Source organism: Serinicoccus sp. JS2-9, from assembly GCF_059025165.1.
Window position 1 is genome coordinate 2,460,956 of sequence record NZ_CM180091.1, and the last position, 15,005, is coordinate 2,475,960.

Genomic DNA, 15,005 nt, shown 5'->3' on the forward strand with positions numbered 1-15,005 from the left:
GTGAGCGATGCCGACGTGGTCACGAGAGCCACCTTCCCGGCCGTAGACTTGGCCCCCTCGCAGGCGAGGCGCAACCCGTGCGGCCTCGCCCACGGCATACCCGCATCGCACGAGAGGCCACCCCCGCATGTCCCAGCCCAGCACCCAGACCACCGGCACCACCCGCGTCAAGCGCGGCATGGCCGACATGCTCAAGGGGGGCGTCATCATGGACGTCGTCACCCCCGAGCAGGCGAAGATCGCCGAGGACGCGGGCGCCGTCGCGGTCATGGCGCTGGAGCGGGTGCCGGCCGACATCCGCGCCCAGGGTGGCGTCTCCCGGATGAGCGACCCCGACATGATCGACGGCATCATCGAGGCCGTCTCGATCCCGGTCATGGCCAAGGCGCGTATCGGTCACTTCGTCGAGGCGCGGGTCCTGCAGAGCCTGGGCGTCGACTACATCGACGAGTCCGAGGTCCTGACCCCCGCCGACTACTCCAACCACATCGACAAGTGGGCCTTCACCGTTCCCTTCGTCTGCGGCGCGACCAACCTCGGCGAGGCGCTGCGCCGCATCACCGAGGGCGCGGCGATGATCCGCTCCAAGGGCGAGGCCGGCACCGGCGACGTCTCCAACGCCACCACCCACATGCGCTCGATCCGCGCCGAGATCAACCGCCTCACTTCCCTCGCCGAGGACGAGCTCTACGTCGCGGCCAAGGAGCTGCAGGCGCCCTACGAGCTCGTCAAGGAGGTGGCGGAGGCCGGCAAGCTGCCCGTCGTCATCTTCACCGCGGGAGGCATCGCGACCCCCGCCGACGCGGCCATGATGATGCAGCTCGGCGCAGAGGGCGTCTTCGTGGGCTCGGGCATCTTCAAGTCCGGCAACCCCGAGCAGCGGGCCGCCGCGATCGTCAAGGCGACGACCTTCCACGACGACCCCGACACGATCGCCGAGGTCTCCCGCGGCCTCGGTGAGGCGATGGTCGGCATCAACGTCGACGACATCCCCCAGCCGCACCGGCTGGCCGAGCGCGGGTGGTGAGCGCGGCGCGCTGACTCCTGGTCGTCAGCGTGCAGCAGGCGGCGCACCGGTCGGCCCGGGGTGGGCACGTCGGTGCATCCACCAGAAGACCGGCGGCAGGAGCAGTGCGACGGCGCCCAGGACGATGAAGAGCACGTGCGGCCACCCGACAGCCAGGACCAAGATCACCCGCGCGATGCCGCCCAGGAAGAAGACCGCCAGCAGCGCCAGAAACGGCGCACCCCGCGTGGACAGGTCGCGCGCCGCCCAGATCATCGCGACGCCGAATCCGAGGAACAGGGTGGCGTAGAAGCGGTCCTCGCTGTCCATGGTCGCGTTGACCGGCACCGAGCCTGGGATGGAGTCCGGACCCATCCGGGAGGTGCGCCAGGGCGATGAGGCAGCAGACGCCGCCGAAGGCCGTCGACAGGATCGACAGGACTCTTCCCATGGTTGGGTTCCCCCTACCGGCATGGCCGGGTCACTGACCGTCGGTCGGCGTGAGCCTGAAGGTCCGCACTCCGCGCCCTACGGCCAGCAGAGCCAGCAGGCCGACGCCTCCCCACATGATGACACGGAGCAAGGAGCTGCGGCCTCGATCGACTTGAGCCGGGTCGCCGATCACGGCACCGTCGAGCAGGTCCCCCGCGACCGAGATCTCGCCGATCGCTGCCCCAGTCCAGCCAGGCTCGGCCACCAGCAGCTCCTGGGCCTCGCCGGTCCCGGCGTCGACCGACCACAGGTGCAGCCGGCTGCTCGTCGTCTGGTTGTCGTAGGTCGAGACGAGGACCTGGTCAGGGCTCAGCCACCCGAGCGCGTCGGTCGTCCGCCCGGATCCGGCCTCCTCGACCAGGGCAGCCAGGTCGAGAACCTCCGACCCGCCCACCGCCCCCTCCCGCAGGGCACTCACCGTGATCCAGCCCTCCCCGCCGGTCACCACACGCCCTCCGTCGGGGCTGATCGCGGTATGCCGTAGCGCGGCCCCCGTGGCGGCGCCGAGCCCGACGTCGTCCACCACGACCTCCATGCCGTCGGCGGAGCGCAGCGCCGTGCCCTCCCGGGTCGTCACCAGCAGTCCGTCGTCGTGCGGCAGGGGGGCGATCCCGCTGACCCCGGCGAGCCCCGGCAGCTGCGCCGCCTCGCCCTGTCCGGCTCCGTCGATCGCCACGCGACGCACGTCCTCGGCGACGAACGGTGCCCGCGGGGCGAGCGAGGCATACCTGTCGATGTCGCCCTCGACCGTGCCGACGAAGACCGGCCGACCGTCGCCCGACCACGCCATCGGCACGGTCGAACGGCCGTCCGGCATCGACCAGCTCCGCACGGAGCCGTCCTCGAGCGACACCGTCGCGAGGTGGCCGTTAGGCCGGGAACGGATCTGGGAGGAGCGTCGAGCTGGTGCCCGGAGGCGAGGCGTGCTCGCCTCGGGCGTCGAGCGGGAGCAGCAGGGCCCCTGCTGCCACGCAGGACGCCGCCACGAGCAGCGCCGTCCCTACCGCGCCGCGTGGTCGAGCAGTCATCAGCACGCACCTCCTGCCCAGGAGTATGCCGTCAGGGGCCCCTCACCCCGAAGGGTGAGATTGACCCTTGCCGGGCTCGCTTTCACAGGCGTACCGTGATAAACGCCATATTCATCCTGTGACTAGGGGTAGTGTCATGCAGCGATCCACCCATCGCACGGCCACTCTCGCGTCCGCCGCTCTCGTCCTCGCAGCGGCTCTCGCGACGCCCGTTACCGCTCAGGCGGAACCACCCCCCGTCGACGACGTGGTGGCCACGGGGCTCAACGCACCCAAGCACCTGGTCTTCGCGCCGAACGGCGACCTCTACGTCGCCGAGAGCGGTGCGGAGGGTGACGGGAGCGGGCCGTGCCTCGAGCACCCGGAGTTCGGCACCCAGTGCCTGACCGACACCGGCTCGGTCACCCGGATCACGCCGGCCGGGCACCAGGAGCGCGTCGTGACCGGGCTCGCCTCGCTGGACGGCGCCGAGGACAACATCGGTCCGCACGGCATCCTGGTGAAGGGGACCCGCATCCTCGTGACGATGGGGCTCGGCAACACCGCAGACAGTCGCGACGGGCTCGGAGAGCTCGGCGCCCAGCTCGGGACGCTGCTGCAGCTGCGCACCACCGGCACCCGCCAGACGCCGGTCGTGCTCGCCGACCTGGCCGCGCACGAGGACGCCGACCCGGCGGGCGACGGCGTCGACAGCAACCCGGTCGACGTCTCCCGCGACCGCAACGGCTATCTGGTCGCCGACGCGGGAGGCAACACCGTCGTGCGTGCAGATCGCGGTGGCACCGAGACGGTGGCCGTCTTCCCGCCCCAGCTCGCGCCGGCACCCCCGTTCCTCAACCTGCCTCCCGGCACGATGATCCCCGCGCAGGCGGTGCCTACCGCCACGGCGCAGGGTCCGGACGGCGCGTGGTACGTCTCCGAGCTCACCGGTTTTCCCTTCCCGCACGGTGGATCCCGGGTGTGGCGCCTCGCCGAGGACGGCACGCCCGAGGTCCATGCGGGCGGGCTGACCACCGTCACCGACCTGGAGTGGGACGGTGCGGACCTGTATGCCGTCCAGATCTCCAGCCGGGGTCTCCTGAACGGCATGACGGGCACGCTGGTGCGGGTCGACGAGGACGGCGCGCCCGAGAGGGTCGGCGGGCCGTGGGACGCGCCCTACGGTCTCGCGATCCGGGACGGTCACGCCTATGTCACGATCAACGCGGTCGTGCCGGGCGGCGGCCAGGTGGTGCGGGTGCCGCTCGACTGAGACCGAGACCTGGCACCGCTCCACGGTGGCCGCGGCGCGCCCAGGGACTACGCGCCGCGGCCACCGCCCTAGACTTCCCGCTCGTGACTCTTCCCACCATCGGCGTCCTCGCCGTCCAGGGCGACGTGCGCGAGCACGCGGCCGCGCTCGGCGCGTCCGGGGCGACCGCACGCCTGGTGCGCCGACCGGCCGAGCTGGACGGTCTGGCGGGACTCGTCATACCCGGCGGGGAGTCGACCACGATCGACCGACTGTGCCGCATCTTCGGACTGCACGAGCCGATCCGGGAGCGCATCGCCGCCGGCTTCCCGGTCTACGGCTCCTGCGCCGGCATGATCCAGCTCGCCGATGAGATCCTCGATGGTCACCGCGAGCAGAAGACCTTCGGCGGCATCGACATGACGGTGCGGCGCAACGCCTTCGGGCGGCAGGTCGACAGCTTCGAGGTCGACCTCGTGGTGGAGGGCCTGGCCGATCCGGGTATGCCGTTCCCCGCCGTCTTCATCCGCGCCCCCTGGGTGGAGCGGCTGGGGGAGGGCGTCGAGGTGCTCGCGGCCGTGGACGGGCACCCGGTAGCGGTGCGTCAGGGGTCGTTGCTGGCCACGAGCTTCCACCCCGAGGTCACCGGCGACCACCGGCTGCACGACCTCTTCGTGCGGATGGCCTCAGGCTGACTCGTCGATCGGCATACCGGTGCTGTCGGCGAAGGACCGCCCGAGGTCGTCGTCGCCGACCCGCGTGACCGCCACGTGGCCGGCAGCGAGACCGTCCACCTCGGCGACCCAGGCCATGACGTCGTAGGGCCGCGCCACGAACTCCTCGGGCGGGAAGGGAAGCGGGTTGCGCATCGGATAGCCCGTGTCGGGCTGCTGCGCCATGAGCGCCTCGGCAAGGACCAGCACATCGGCGGGCGTGCGCGGTCGGATCTGCACCTCACGTGGGTCCCCAGCCATGCGGGTAGCCTAGGACGTCGATCCGCTCCCGGCACCGCACCGGCGGCCGAGCGGCATACCGACCCTGCGACGACAGCCAAGGAGCAACGATGAGTGGTCACTCCAAGTGGGCGACGACCAAGCACAAGAAGGCCGCGATCGACGCCAAGCGCGGCAAGCTCTTCGCCAAGCTCATCAAGAACATCGAGGTCGCGGCCCGGATGGGTGGGGGAGACCCGACCGGCAACCCGACGCTCTACGACGCCATCCAGAAGGCCAAGAAGTCCTCGGTGCCCAACGACAACATCGACCGCGCGGTCAAGCGGGGGTCCGGGGCCGAGGCGGGCGGCGCAAGCTATGAGTCCCTGGTCTACGAGGGGTATGCCCCCGGTGGCGTCGCGCTCTACATCGAGTGCCTGACCGACAACAAGAACCGCGCCGTCATGGAGGTCCGCACCGCGCTGACCCGCAACGGCGGGTCGATGGCCGACAGCGGCTCGGTCGCCTACCTCTTCGACCGCAAGGGGCAGGTCGTCGTCGGCAAGGAACAGGAGCGCGGCGAGACCGACGAGGACTCGCTGCTGGAGATCGTGCTCGAGGCCGGCGCCGAGGAGATCGAGGACGTCGGGGAGTCCTTCGAGATCATCTCCGAGGCCACCGACGTCGTGGCGGTGCGGACCGCGCTGCAGGGCGCGGGGATGGACTACGACTCGGCGGAGGTCACCTTCGTGCCGAGCATGGAGGTGCCGCTCGACGCCGACGGGGCCAAGAAGGTCATGCGCGTGGTGGATGCCCTGGAGGACTGCGACGACGTGCAGAACGTCTACTCCAACGCCGACATCTCCGACGAGGTGCTCGCCGAGCTGGACACGGAGGAGTAGCGGCAAGCAACCATGCGCGACGCCCGGGTGGTGCTGGGGCAACCATTCGCGACGCCCGGTGGGGGTGTGGGCGTGTCGTGGGAGTGGGGTGTCGGAGTGGCTGTGTAGCGTGGGGTGCGAACATCTGTCCACACCTACAGCAGGCTCCGCGGCCCGGTCGACGAGGCGCGCGGCGCGGGAGGAGTCCGGTATGCGTGTGCTCGGCGTCGACCCCGGCCTCACCCGGTGCGGTCTGGGCGTGGTCGAGGGGCTGCCGGGTCGTCAGCTGAGGCTCGTCGAGGTCGGGGTCGTGCGCACGCCGACCACGGACGACCCGCAGGAGCGGCTCCTGACGCTCCAGACCGAGATCGACGAATGGCTGGCCCGGACGCGCCCGGAGGCGGTCGCGGTGGAGCGGGTCTTCGCAGGCACCCGCAACAGCAGCATCATGGGCGTCGCCCAGGCCTCGGCCGTGCCGATGCTCGCCGCGGCGCGGCTGGGTCTCCCGCTGGCGCTGCACACCCCCTCCGAGGTGAAGGCGGCGGTGACCGGCAACGGCCGGGCCGACAAGGCCCAGGTCGGCCACATGGTCACCCGCATCCTGTCGCTCGAGCAGACTCCCAGACCCGCCGACGCGGCGGACGCGCTGGCGCTGGCCATCTGTCACCTGTGGCGGGGCGCCGCGCAGAGCCGGATGGGCGACGCTGCGATCGGCACCAACCGCATCCAGGACGCCGAGCGGCAGGCGGCCCAGGCCGCGCCCAACCGGCTGGCGCAACTGCACGCCGAGCACCGCACGGCTGCACGGGCGGCCACCTCACGGGCCTCGGCCCGTGCAGGGTCACGCACGGCAGTGTCCCGCAGCGCAGCCTCCCGCAGCGCAGCCTCCAGCACGGATCCCACCACCAGCAGGAGGAGCACCCCGTGATCGCCTCGGTCCGCGGACCCGTCCGTCACGTCGGGCTCGACCACGTCGTCGTCGAGGTCGGCGGGGTCGGCCTGCTCCTGCACACGACGCCCGCCACCGCCGCGGAGTGCACGACGGGGGAAGAGGTGACGCTCGAGACGACCCTCGTGGTGCGCGAGGAGTCGTTGACCCTCTACGGCTTCGCCCGGGCCGACGGCAAGGCGCTGTTCGAGCAGGTGCAGACGGTCAGCGGCGTCGGCCCGCGCCTGGCGTTGGCGATGCTCGCGGTCCACTCGCCCGACGAGGTCCGGGCGGCCATCGCCCACGGCGACCTCGTGGCGCTGACCAAGGTGCCGGGCATCGGCCGCAAGTCGGCCGAGCGGCTGGTCCTCGAGCTCAAGGACAAGATCCTCGCGGTCGGCGTCGAGGCCGGGGTCTCGCCCTCCACCCCGTCTGTCGCCGGCGGTGACGACGCCGTGCACCAGCAGGTCCGCGAGGCGCTGCAGGGCCTGGGGTGGACCACCAAGCAGGCGGACGGTGCCCTGGTCACGGTCGGCTCAGGCGACGACGCCCCGTCCGACGTGGCTGCGCTCCTTCGCGCGGCCCTCCGGGAGCTCGGCCGGTGAGCGAGCCCTACGACGATGGCTCCCGGGAGGTCGGGGCGGAGGACCTGACCGGTGACGCGACGGACGGCGTCGACCCGTCGTCGCGCGTGGTCGACCCGGCCGGCACCGACGAGGAACGCCGCATCGAGGCTGCCCTGCGGCCCCGCCGGCTGGCGGACTTCCCGGGGCAGCGGCGGGTCCGCGACCAGCTCGGGCTGGTCCTGGAGGCGGCCCGCCGCCGCGGTTCACCACCGGACCACGTGCTGCTCTCCGGGCCGCCGGGGCTGGGCAAGACGACGCTGGCGATGATCATCGCGGGCGAGCTCGAGCAGCCCATCCGCATCACCAGCGGTCCTGCCATCCAGCACGCCGGCGACCTCGCCGCGGTCCTGTCCTCCCTCGTCGAGGGAGAGGTGCTCTTCCTCGACGAGATCCACCGGATGGCCCGGCCCGCCGAGGAGATGCTCTACCTGGCGATGGAGGACTTCCGGGTGGACGTCATCGTCGGCAAGGGGCCGGGCGCCACCGCCATCCCGCTGGAGCTGCCGCCTTTCACCGTGGTGGGGGCCACCACCCGGGCCGGCCTGCTCCCGGCGCCGCTGCGCGACCGCTTCGGCTTCACCGGCCACCTCGACTACTACGCCACCGACGACCTGGTGGCCATCCTGCGGCGCAACGCCGAGCTGCTGTCGATCGACGCCGACACCCCCGGCATCACCGAGATCGCCTCCCGCTCACGCGGCACGCCGCGCATCGCCAACCGGCTGCTGCGCCGGGTGCGCGACTGGGCCCAGGTGCACGGCGAGCACGTCGTGGACGAGCCGGCCGCCCGGGCAGCGCTGGCCCTCTTCGACGTCGACCAGCTCGGCCTGGACCGCCTCGACCGGGCGGTCCTCGACGCCCTCTGCACCCGCTTCGCCGGTGGGCCCGTCGGGCTGTCGACGCTGGCCGTGGCGGTGGGGGAGGAGCCCGACACGGTCGAGACCGTCGCCGAGCCCTACCTGGTCCGGGAGGGCTTCATGGTGCGGACGCCTCGGGGTCGCGCCGCGAGCCCGGCCGCCTGGGAGCACCTGGGTCTCACGCCACCGCGTGAGGCGAGCGGCGGCATACCCGGCTCGATCCCTGGCGTCTCTGGTGCCGGGGGTGGGCGGCTCGGCGGTGGTGAGGGGGCGCCGACCCTGCCGCTGGACGGTGCGTGAGCGCCGCCGGCGGTGACGCCGCGTCACGCCCGGATCACGCGGGGCGCCTCTTTGGTCGCCCCAGCCGACTCACCTAGACTGCCCCGGGTGCCTGCCTCCGCACCGCGTGCGCGGGGCGGGCCGAGTGGTGCCGCGTTCGGCGCCCACGAGACACGTTCCGAAGGGTCAACTCCATGACACTCGCGACCGGCGCCGCTGCGGGCGCGGGAGGCTCCGGCTTCACGCTGCTCATCTTGGCACTGCCGATCCTGTTCCTGCTCTTCCTCATGTTCAGCCAGCGCCGCCGCGCCCGGGCCGTGAACGACGCCCAGCAGTCGCTGGCGCCGGGGCAGGAGGTGATGACCACCGCCGGGATGTATGGCGTGGTCCGCGCGATCGAGACCGACACCGGCACCGTGCATCTCGAGGTCGCCGACGGCGTCGTCCTGCGCTACCAGCGCCGCGCGATCCTGCCCATGTCGATGGTGCCCGGCGGGGGACCGGCATCGTCGCCCTCGACGCCCACGGACGACGAGCCGACCGACGGCCCCGGCGAGGAGCCTCGCCGATGACGCTCTCGACGCCGTCGTCGCGGCGCGAGGACGAGGACCTGCCCGGAGCCGGAGCGACCGGTGGCCGGCGGCAGGGACGCGGGCGCTCGAGCGCGCCCCGCGCCACCCAGCAGCGCAAGGCCCGAGTGCGCGGCCCGTTGCGCACCCTCCTGAGCCTGCTCGTCGTGACCCTGCTGCTCTTCGGGGGCATCGGTGCGGCCCGCCTCTGGGCCGAGCCGCAGGCCTCGCTCACCCCCCAGCTCGGTCTCGACCTCGCCGGTGGTCGCCAGATCGTCATGGAGCCGCTCACCGAGGACGGCAGCTCGGTCTCCGACGACCAGCTGGACCAGGCCATCGACATCATCCGCCGCCGCGTCGACGGTGGCGGCGTCACCGAGGCCGAGGTCACCCGGATGGGTCAGAACATCTCGGTCGCCATCCCGGGCAACCCCACGGCCGAGCAGGTCGAGGCGCTCTCCCGCTCCTCCCAGCTGCGCTTCCGTCCGGTGCTCGTCGCCGCGCCGGTCGCGCCGGAGCTGCCGGAGCAGCGCACCCTGCCGCTGCCGCCCAGCGTGGCCGAGGAGCAGCTGCAGGCGCAGCTCGACGCCCAGGAGGAGGCTCAGCAGCAGGCCGAGGAGGAGGCCGAGACGGGCGACAGCGTCGAGGAGGGCGAGCCCTCCTCCGACGAGGCCGAGCAGACCGAGGACGAGAACCGCGGTGGCACCCGGCTCTCCGGCTCCGACGACGCGAGCGAGACCGTAGCGCCGGGCGTGCCCGCCGACGACGCGGGCAGCACCGACGACGCGACCACCACCGCGCCCGTGGAGGAGGAGCCGCTGCCGGAGGATCCTTCCAGCCTGGCCCAGATCACGCCCGAGCTGCAGGAGCAGTTCACCGCGCTCGACTGCGCCGTCGAGGACGTCGCCTCGCAGGTGTCGTCGGCCACCCTGGACGAACCCACGGTGGCGTGCGACGCCGAGGGCGCGGAGAAATACATCCTCGGCCCGGTCGAGCTCACCGGTGGCGCGATCACCGACGCCACCGCGAGCGCGGAGACGGTCCAGGGCGGCGCGCCCACCGGCCGGTGGCAGGTCGTCCTGAGCTTCGACACCGAGGGCGGCCAGACCTTCTCGGCCGTTACCTCGCGGCTCTACGGCTACCCCCAGGACTCGGCGCAGAACCGCTTCGCGATGGTGCTCGACGGCGCCGTCATCTCCGCCCCGTCGGTCAACAGCGTCATCTCCAACGGCGTGGCGACCATCACCGGCAACTTCACGCCCGAGGAGTCCCAGACGCTGGCCAACCAGCTGAAGTTCGGCGCGCTGCCGCTGTCCTTCGAGGTGCAGACCTCCGAGCAGATCAGCCCCACCCTCGGTGGTGAGCAGCTGCGCTGGGGCGTCATCGCCGGGATCATCGGCCTCGCGCTCGTCTTCGTCTACATGCTGGTGCAGTATCACGCGCTCGGTCTCGTCGCGATCGGCTCGCTGCTCATCGCGGCCGTGCTGGCCTATGGCTCGGTGACGCTGCTCGGCTGGGCCAACAACTTCCGCCTCACGATGGCCGGGGTCACCGGGCTCATCGTCGCGATCGGCATCACGGCGGACAGCTTCATCGTCTACTTCGAGCGCATCCGGGACGAGGTGCGGGCCGGCCGCTGCGGTATGCCGTCGACACCGGGTGGGAGCGCGCGCGGCGGACGCTCATCATCTCCGACGTCGTCAACCTCATCGCCGCCTCGGTGCTCTACCTGCTCTCCGAGGCCGGGGTGAAGGCCTTCGCCTTCGCGCTGGGCCTGACGACCGTCATCGACCTGCTCGTCGTCTTCATGTTCACCCACCCGCTGGTCAGCATCCTGGCCAACACCCGCTACTTCGGCGAGGGCAAGAAGTGGTCCGGTATGGAGCCCGAGCGCCTGGGCGCGAAGCGCTCGGCCTACCTCGGGCGGGGACAGGTGCGCGAGCCCGACGTCATCGCCCCGGGGCGCCGACGGCATACCCGGGAAGAACTGGAAGGCGGTGTGGTCTGATGTCGCGCTTCTCCCGCCTCGGCAACGACCTCTACTCCGGCGCGAAGTCCTACAACATCGTCGGTCGGCGCCGCTTCTGGTATGTCCTCTCGGCGGTGCTCATCGCGGTCTCGCTCGTCGGGCTGCTGGGCCGCGGGCTCAACTTCGGCATCGAGTTCAGCGGTGGCTCCGAACTCCGCATCAGCGGCGTGAGTCAGATGGAGGACTACGAGACCCGCGCCAGCGAGGTCGTCGAGGACGTCGCCCCGGAGGGCACCATCTCGGTGACCCAGATCGGCGACGACACGGTCCGGGTCCAGACGGGTCAGCTCGCCAACGCGGACGCCGAGGCGGCGCGCGCCGACCTGGCAGCGGAGTTCGGGGTGGACGTCGCCGACGTCACCAGCTCCTTCGTCGGACCCTCCTGGGGTGAGACCGTCACCCAGCGGGCGCTCATCGCCCTGGCGGTCTTCCTGGCGCTGGTGACGCTGGTGCTGACGCTCTACTTCCACACCTGGAAGATGGCGGTCGCCGCCCTGGTTGCGCTCATCCACGACGTGCTCTTCACCGTCGGGGTCTACGCGTTGCTCGGGATCGAGGTGTCGCCGGCGTCGGTCATCGGCTTCCTCACCATCCTCGGCTACTCGATCTACGACACGATCGTCGTCTTCGACAAGGTCCGGGAGAACACCGAGCACGCGTTCGACACCAAGCGGCAGACCTTCGGGGAGGCCGCGAACCAGGCCGTCAACCAGACGCTGGTCCGCTCGATCAACACCTCCATCGTGGCGCTGCTGCCCGTCGCCGTCATCCTCGTCGTCGGCCTCGCCCTCATCGGGCCCGGCACGCTGGTCGACCTGGCCTGGGCGCTGTTCATCGGCATCGCGGTCGGGACCTTCTCCTCGATCTTCATCGCCACGCCGCTCCTGGTGCACCTGCGCGAGGGCGAGCTGACGATCCGCAAGCACGACGCCGGCGTCAAGAAGTCCCGGGCACGGCGGGAGGCCCGCTCGGGCCGGGCCGACGACTCCGACGCGGACGTCGAGGGCGATCAGATCGACGGGCTGGGGGACGCGGACGACTCGGCCGTCCCGGTCGGTGCCGGTGTCGGCGCAAGCGAGGCGACCGGTGGCGAGGGCACGAGCGGCACCCGGCAGGCGGCCCAGGGGCGACAGCTGCACCCCTACGCCCAGCGCGGCCCGCGCAACCAGCCCAAGCGCAAGCGTCGCCGCTGAAACAGGCACCTCGACCCACCCCTAGGATCGGTGCCCATGGCGACCCCTGATGCCCAGCTGGCCGACGACGTCCTCGCCGGGATGCGTGACATCCCGGACTTCCCGGAGGAGGGCGTGGTCTTCAAGGACTTCACGCCCGTGCTGCTGGACCGCGAGCTGCGCGACCGCATCGTGGACGACGCGGTGCAGCGCCGCCGGGGCGCGGTCGACGTCGTCGCCGGGATCGAGGCGCGGGGTTTCATCCTCGGCGCGATGATCGCGCACGAGCTCGGGGTCGGCTTCGTGCCGGTGCGCAAGGCCGGCAAGCTCCCCGCGGCCGTGCACAGCCAGTCCTACACGTTGGAGTACGGCACCGCGACGCTCGAGATCCACCAGGACGCCGTCTCCCACGCGGAGCGGGTCCTCGTCGTCGATGACGTCCTGGCCACCGGCGGCACCCTCGCCGCGACCTGCGAGCTCATCGAGACCTGCGGCGCCAGCGTGGCCGCGATCGAGCTCGTGCTGGAGATCGGCGCCCTGCAGGGTCGGGACAAGCTGGAGGGCTACGACCTGCACTGCCTGGTCAGCGTCTGACCGGCTCCGCCGCAGGCCAGGGGATGTGTCGCGCTCAGCCGCACCGCCTATGCTTGGTCCATGAGCGACCCTGCCCCCAGCACACCCCCCACGCGGGTGGGTGGCGGGCTGCGGCCGCGGTGGGCCCGACTCGGGGGCACCCGGGCCAGCACCAACCCCGCCCTCGAGCCGCTGCTGCGCTCGGTCAGGGCGACCCACCCCAAGGCTGACCTCGCGCTCATCGAGCGGGCCTATGCCGTCGCCGACGACATGCACAAGGGGCAGCAGCGCAAGAGCGGCGACGCCTACATCACCCACCCGCTCGCGGTGGCGACGATCCTCGCCGAGCTCGGCATGACCCCCTCCACCATCGCGGCGGCACTGCTGCACGACACGGTCGAGGACACGCCATACTCGCTGAAGCAGCTGCGCTCCGACTTCGGTGACGAGATCGCCATGATGGTCGACGGGGTCACCAAGCTCGACAAGATGACCTACGGCGACGCGGCGCAGGCCGAGACGGTCCGCAAGATGGTCGTCGCGATGGCCAAGGACATCCGGGTGCTGGTCATCAAGCTCGCCGACCGGCTGCACAACGCCCGGACCTGGCGCTACGTGTCCGAAGAGAGCGCGGCCCGCAAGGCGCAGGAGACGCTGGAGATCTACGCGCCCCTGGCCCACCGGCTGGGGATGAACACCATCAAGTGGGAGCTGGAGGACCTCTCCTTCGCCCAGCTCTATCCCAAGGTCTACGACGAGATCGTGCGGATGGTGGCCGATCGGGCGCCTGCTCGGGAGGAGATGCTCACCCGGATCCGGGCGGAGATCTCCGAGGAGCTGCGCGGCTCCAAGATCAAGGCCACGGTGACCGGGCGGCCGAAGCACTACTACTCGGTCTACCAGAAGATGATCGTGCGGGGTCACGACTTCGACAAGATCTACGACCTCGTCGGGGTGCGGGTGCTCGTCGACTCGATCCAGGACTGCTACGCCGTGCTCGGCGCCCTGCACAACCGGTGGAACCCGGTGCCGGGGCGGTTCAAGGACTACATCGCCATGCCGAAGTTCAACATGTACCAGTCGCTGCACACGACGGTCATCGGCACGGGCGGCAAGCCCGTCGAGATCCAGATCCGGACCTACCAGATGCACCGCCGCGCGGAGTACGGCGTCGCGGCGCACTGGAAGTACAAGGAGCAGAGCCCGGACGGCACGCGCACGGCCGCCGGCGCCGACGGTGGTCCGGGGATGCCGGAGGGTATGCAGTGGCTCCGGCAGCTCATCGACTGGCAGCAGGAGACCGCGGACCCGGGCGAGTTCCTCGACTCGCTGCGCTTCGAGATGGGCGCGGCCGAGGTCTACGTCTTCACCCCGAACGGCGACGTCATCGCCCTGCCGGCCGGGGCGACGCCGGTGGACTTCGCCTACGCCGTGCACACCGAGGTCGGGCACCGGTGCGTGGGCGGCCGGGTCAACGGCAAGCTGGCGCCGCTGGACTCCGAGCTCGCCAACGGCGACGTCTGCGAGGTCATCACCAGCAAGGCGCAGGACGCCGGGCCGAGCCGGGACTGGCTGACCTTCGTCAAGAGCCCGCGGGCCCGCAACAAGATCCGGCAGTGGTTCACCCGCGAGCGGCGCGAGGAGATGGTCGAGTCCGGGCGGGACGAGATTGCCAAGGTGCTGCGCAAGCAGAACGCCCCGCTGCAGCGGCTGATGAGCCACGACAACCTCACCGCCGTGGCGCAGGGGCTCAACTACAAGGACATCGAGGGCCTCTTCGCCGCGGTGGGGGAGAACCACGTCTCCGCCCAGCACGTGGTCAAGCAGCTGCTCTCGACGCTGGGCGGCGAGGACGGCACCGAGGAGGACCTCGCCGAGGCGGTCCGGCCGCGGCGCGGGCGCGTGCAGCAGACCGATCCCGGGGTCACCGTGGTCGGCGCCGATGACGTGTGGGTCAAGATCGCCAAGTGCTGCACCCCGGTGCCGGGCGACCCGATCCTGGGCTTCGTCACCCATGGCAAGGGCGTGTCGGTCCACCGCACCGACTGCACCAACGCCGAGCACCTGCGGAAGGGCTCACCGGAGCGGATCATCCCCGTCGCGTGGGCGCCGACCTCGTCCAGCACCTTCCTCGTCAACATGCAGGTCGAGGCGCTGGACCGCTCGGCGCTCCTCTCCGACATCACGCGGGTGCTCTCCGAGCAGCACGTCAACATCCTGTCGGCCTCGGTCCAGACCAGCCGCGACCGGGTGGCGCTGAGCAAGTTCACCTTCGAGATGGCCGACCCCTCGCACCTCGACTCGGTCATCCGGGCGGTGCGGCGCATCCCCGCCGTGCTCGACGCCTACCGCGTCACCGGCACGACGAGCACCGACCCGCACCGGCGCGGCACCGCCTGAGC

The 15,005-nt window shown here is 71.5% G+C and carries 17 protein-coding genes; 13 read left to right on the plus strand and 4 right to left on the minus strand.

Annotated elements, in window-relative coordinates; all coding sequences use genetic code 11:
• The first annotated feature begins 127 nt into the window (after positions 1-127).
• Positions 128-1,027 carry a pyridoxal 5'-phosphate synthase lyase subunit PdxS gene (gene pdxS, locus AC5PYY_RS11850; RefSeq protein WP_493897009.1) on the plus strand — a complete coding sequence of 300 codons (900 nt, stop codon included), beginning with the start codon at positions 128-130 and terminating at the stop codon, positions 1,025-1,027.
• A 24-nt stretch (positions 1,028-1,051) separates the two neighbouring features.
• Here the strand turns inward: pdxS and AC5PYY_RS11855 are convergent, their stop codons facing one another.
• The 3 genes from AC5PYY_RS11855 to AC5PYY_RS11865 form a co-directional block, all read right to left on the minus strand.
• The gene (locus tag AC5PYY_RS11855; protein ID WP_493897010.1) at positions 1,052-1,381 is read right to left on the minus strand and encodes a DUF4345 domain-containing protein; all 330 of its coding nucleotides are present in this window, start codon (positions 1,379-1,381) and stop codon (positions 1,052-1,054) included.
• Between the two features lie 106 nt (positions 1,382-1,487).
• Complete coding sequence (locus AC5PYY_RS11860) at positions 1,488-2,330, minus strand: hypothetical protein (RefSeq protein WP_493897011.1); 843 nt, start codon at positions 2,328-2,330, stop codon at positions 1,488-1,490.
• 37 nt (positions 2,331-2,367) lie between these two features.
• Entirely contained in the window at positions 2,368-2,526 is a 159-nt protein-coding gene (locus AC5PYY_RS11865; protein ID WP_493897012.1) for a hypothetical protein, read from the minus strand.
• Between the two features lie 136 nt (positions 2,527-2,662).
• Here AC5PYY_RS11865 and AC5PYY_RS11870 point away from each other — a divergent pair, with 136 nt between their 5' ends.
• The gene (locus tag AC5PYY_RS11870) at positions 2,663-3,778 is read left to right on the plus strand and encodes a ScyD/ScyE family protein (RefSeq protein WP_493897013.1); all 1,116 of its coding nucleotides are present in this window, start codon (positions 2,663-2,665) and stop codon (positions 3,776-3,778) included.
• A gap of 83 nt (positions 3,779-3,861) precedes the next feature.
• Complete coding sequence (gene pdxT / locus AC5PYY_RS11875; protein WP_493897014.1) at positions 3,862-4,452, plus strand: pyridoxal 5'-phosphate synthase glutaminase subunit PdxT; 591 nt, start codon at positions 3,862-3,864, stop codon at positions 4,450-4,452.
• Here the strand turns inward: pdxT and AC5PYY_RS11880 are convergent.
• Positions 4,444-4,731 carry a hypothetical protein gene (locus tag AC5PYY_RS11880; protein WP_493897015.1) on the minus strand — a complete coding sequence of 96 codons (288 nt, stop codon included), beginning with the start codon at positions 4,729-4,731 and terminating at the stop codon, positions 4,444-4,446. The two genes, pdxT and AC5PYY_RS11880, sit on opposite strands and share 9 nt — an antisense overlap.
• 89 nt (positions 4,732-4,820) lie before the next feature.
• On the opposite strand from AC5PYY_RS11880, the gene AC5PYY_RS11885 reads away from it, so the two are divergent.
• From AC5PYY_RS11885 to AC5PYY_RS11930, 10 genes are all read left to right on the plus strand, one after another.
• Positions 4,821-5,591, plus strand: a complete 771-nt coding sequence (locus AC5PYY_RS11885) for a YebC/PmpR family DNA-binding transcriptional regulator (protein ID WP_493897016.1) — start codon at positions 4,821-4,823, stop codon at positions 5,589-5,591.
• 190 nt (positions 5,592-5,781) lie between these two features.
• Complete coding sequence (gene ruvC / locus AC5PYY_RS11890) at positions 5,782-6,498, plus strand: crossover junction endodeoxyribonuclease RuvC (protein WP_493897017.1); 717 nt, start codon at positions 5,782-5,784, stop codon at positions 6,496-6,498.
• Positions 6,495-7,103 (plus strand): Holliday junction branch migration protein RuvA, encoded by a 609-nt coding sequence (gene ruvA, locus AC5PYY_RS11895; protein ID WP_493897018.1) that lies wholly within the window; start codon positions 6,495-6,497, stop codon positions 7,101-7,103. The genes ruvC and ruvA overlap by 4 nt, the downstream gene beginning before the upstream one ends.
• A gap of 44 nt (positions 7,104-7,147) precedes the next feature.
• Positions 7,148-8,281, plus strand: coding sequence for a Holliday junction branch migration DNA helicase RuvB (gene ruvB / locus AC5PYY_RS11900; RefSeq protein WP_493899370.1), 1,134 nt, complete (start codon positions 7,148-7,150; stop codon positions 8,279-8,281).
• Positions 8,282-8,454: 173 nt separating this feature from the next.
• On the plus strand, positions 8,455-8,832 hold the full coding sequence (gene yajC, locus AC5PYY_RS11905) for a preprotein translocase subunit YajC (protein ID WP_493897019.1): 378 nt from the start codon (positions 8,455-8,457) through the stop codon (positions 8,830-8,832).
• Positions 8,829-10,580, plus strand: a complete 1,752-nt coding sequence (gene secD / locus AC5PYY_RS11910) for a protein translocase subunit SecD (RefSeq protein WP_493897020.1) — start codon at positions 8,829-8,831, stop codon at positions 10,578-10,580. The genes yajC and secD overlap by 4 nt, the downstream gene beginning before the upstream one ends.
• Positions 10,550-10,837, plus strand: coding sequence for a hypothetical protein (locus AC5PYY_RS11915; RefSeq protein WP_493897021.1), 288 nt, complete (start codon positions 10,550-10,552; stop codon positions 10,835-10,837). The genes secD and AC5PYY_RS11915 overlap by 31 nt, the downstream gene beginning before the upstream one ends.
• A complete protein-coding gene (gene secF, locus AC5PYY_RS11920) occupies positions 10,837-12,051 on the plus strand; it encodes a protein translocase subunit SecF (protein WP_493897022.1) in 1,215 nt (404 codons plus the stop codon). Before AC5PYY_RS11915 ends, secF begins: the two co-directional genes overlap by 1 nt.
• A gap of 36 nt (positions 12,052-12,087) precedes the next feature.
• On the plus strand, positions 12,088-12,624 hold the full coding sequence (locus AC5PYY_RS11925; protein WP_493897023.1) for an adenine phosphoribosyltransferase: 537 nt from the start codon (positions 12,088-12,090) through the stop codon (positions 12,622-12,624).
• A 60-nt stretch (positions 12,625-12,684) separates the two neighbouring features.
• On the plus strand, positions 12,685-15,003 hold the full coding sequence (locus tag AC5PYY_RS11930; protein ID WP_493897024.1) for a RelA/SpoT family protein: 2,319 nt from the start codon (positions 12,685-12,687) through the stop codon (positions 15,001-15,003).
• The last annotated feature ends 2 nt before the right edge of the window (positions 15,004-15,005 follow it).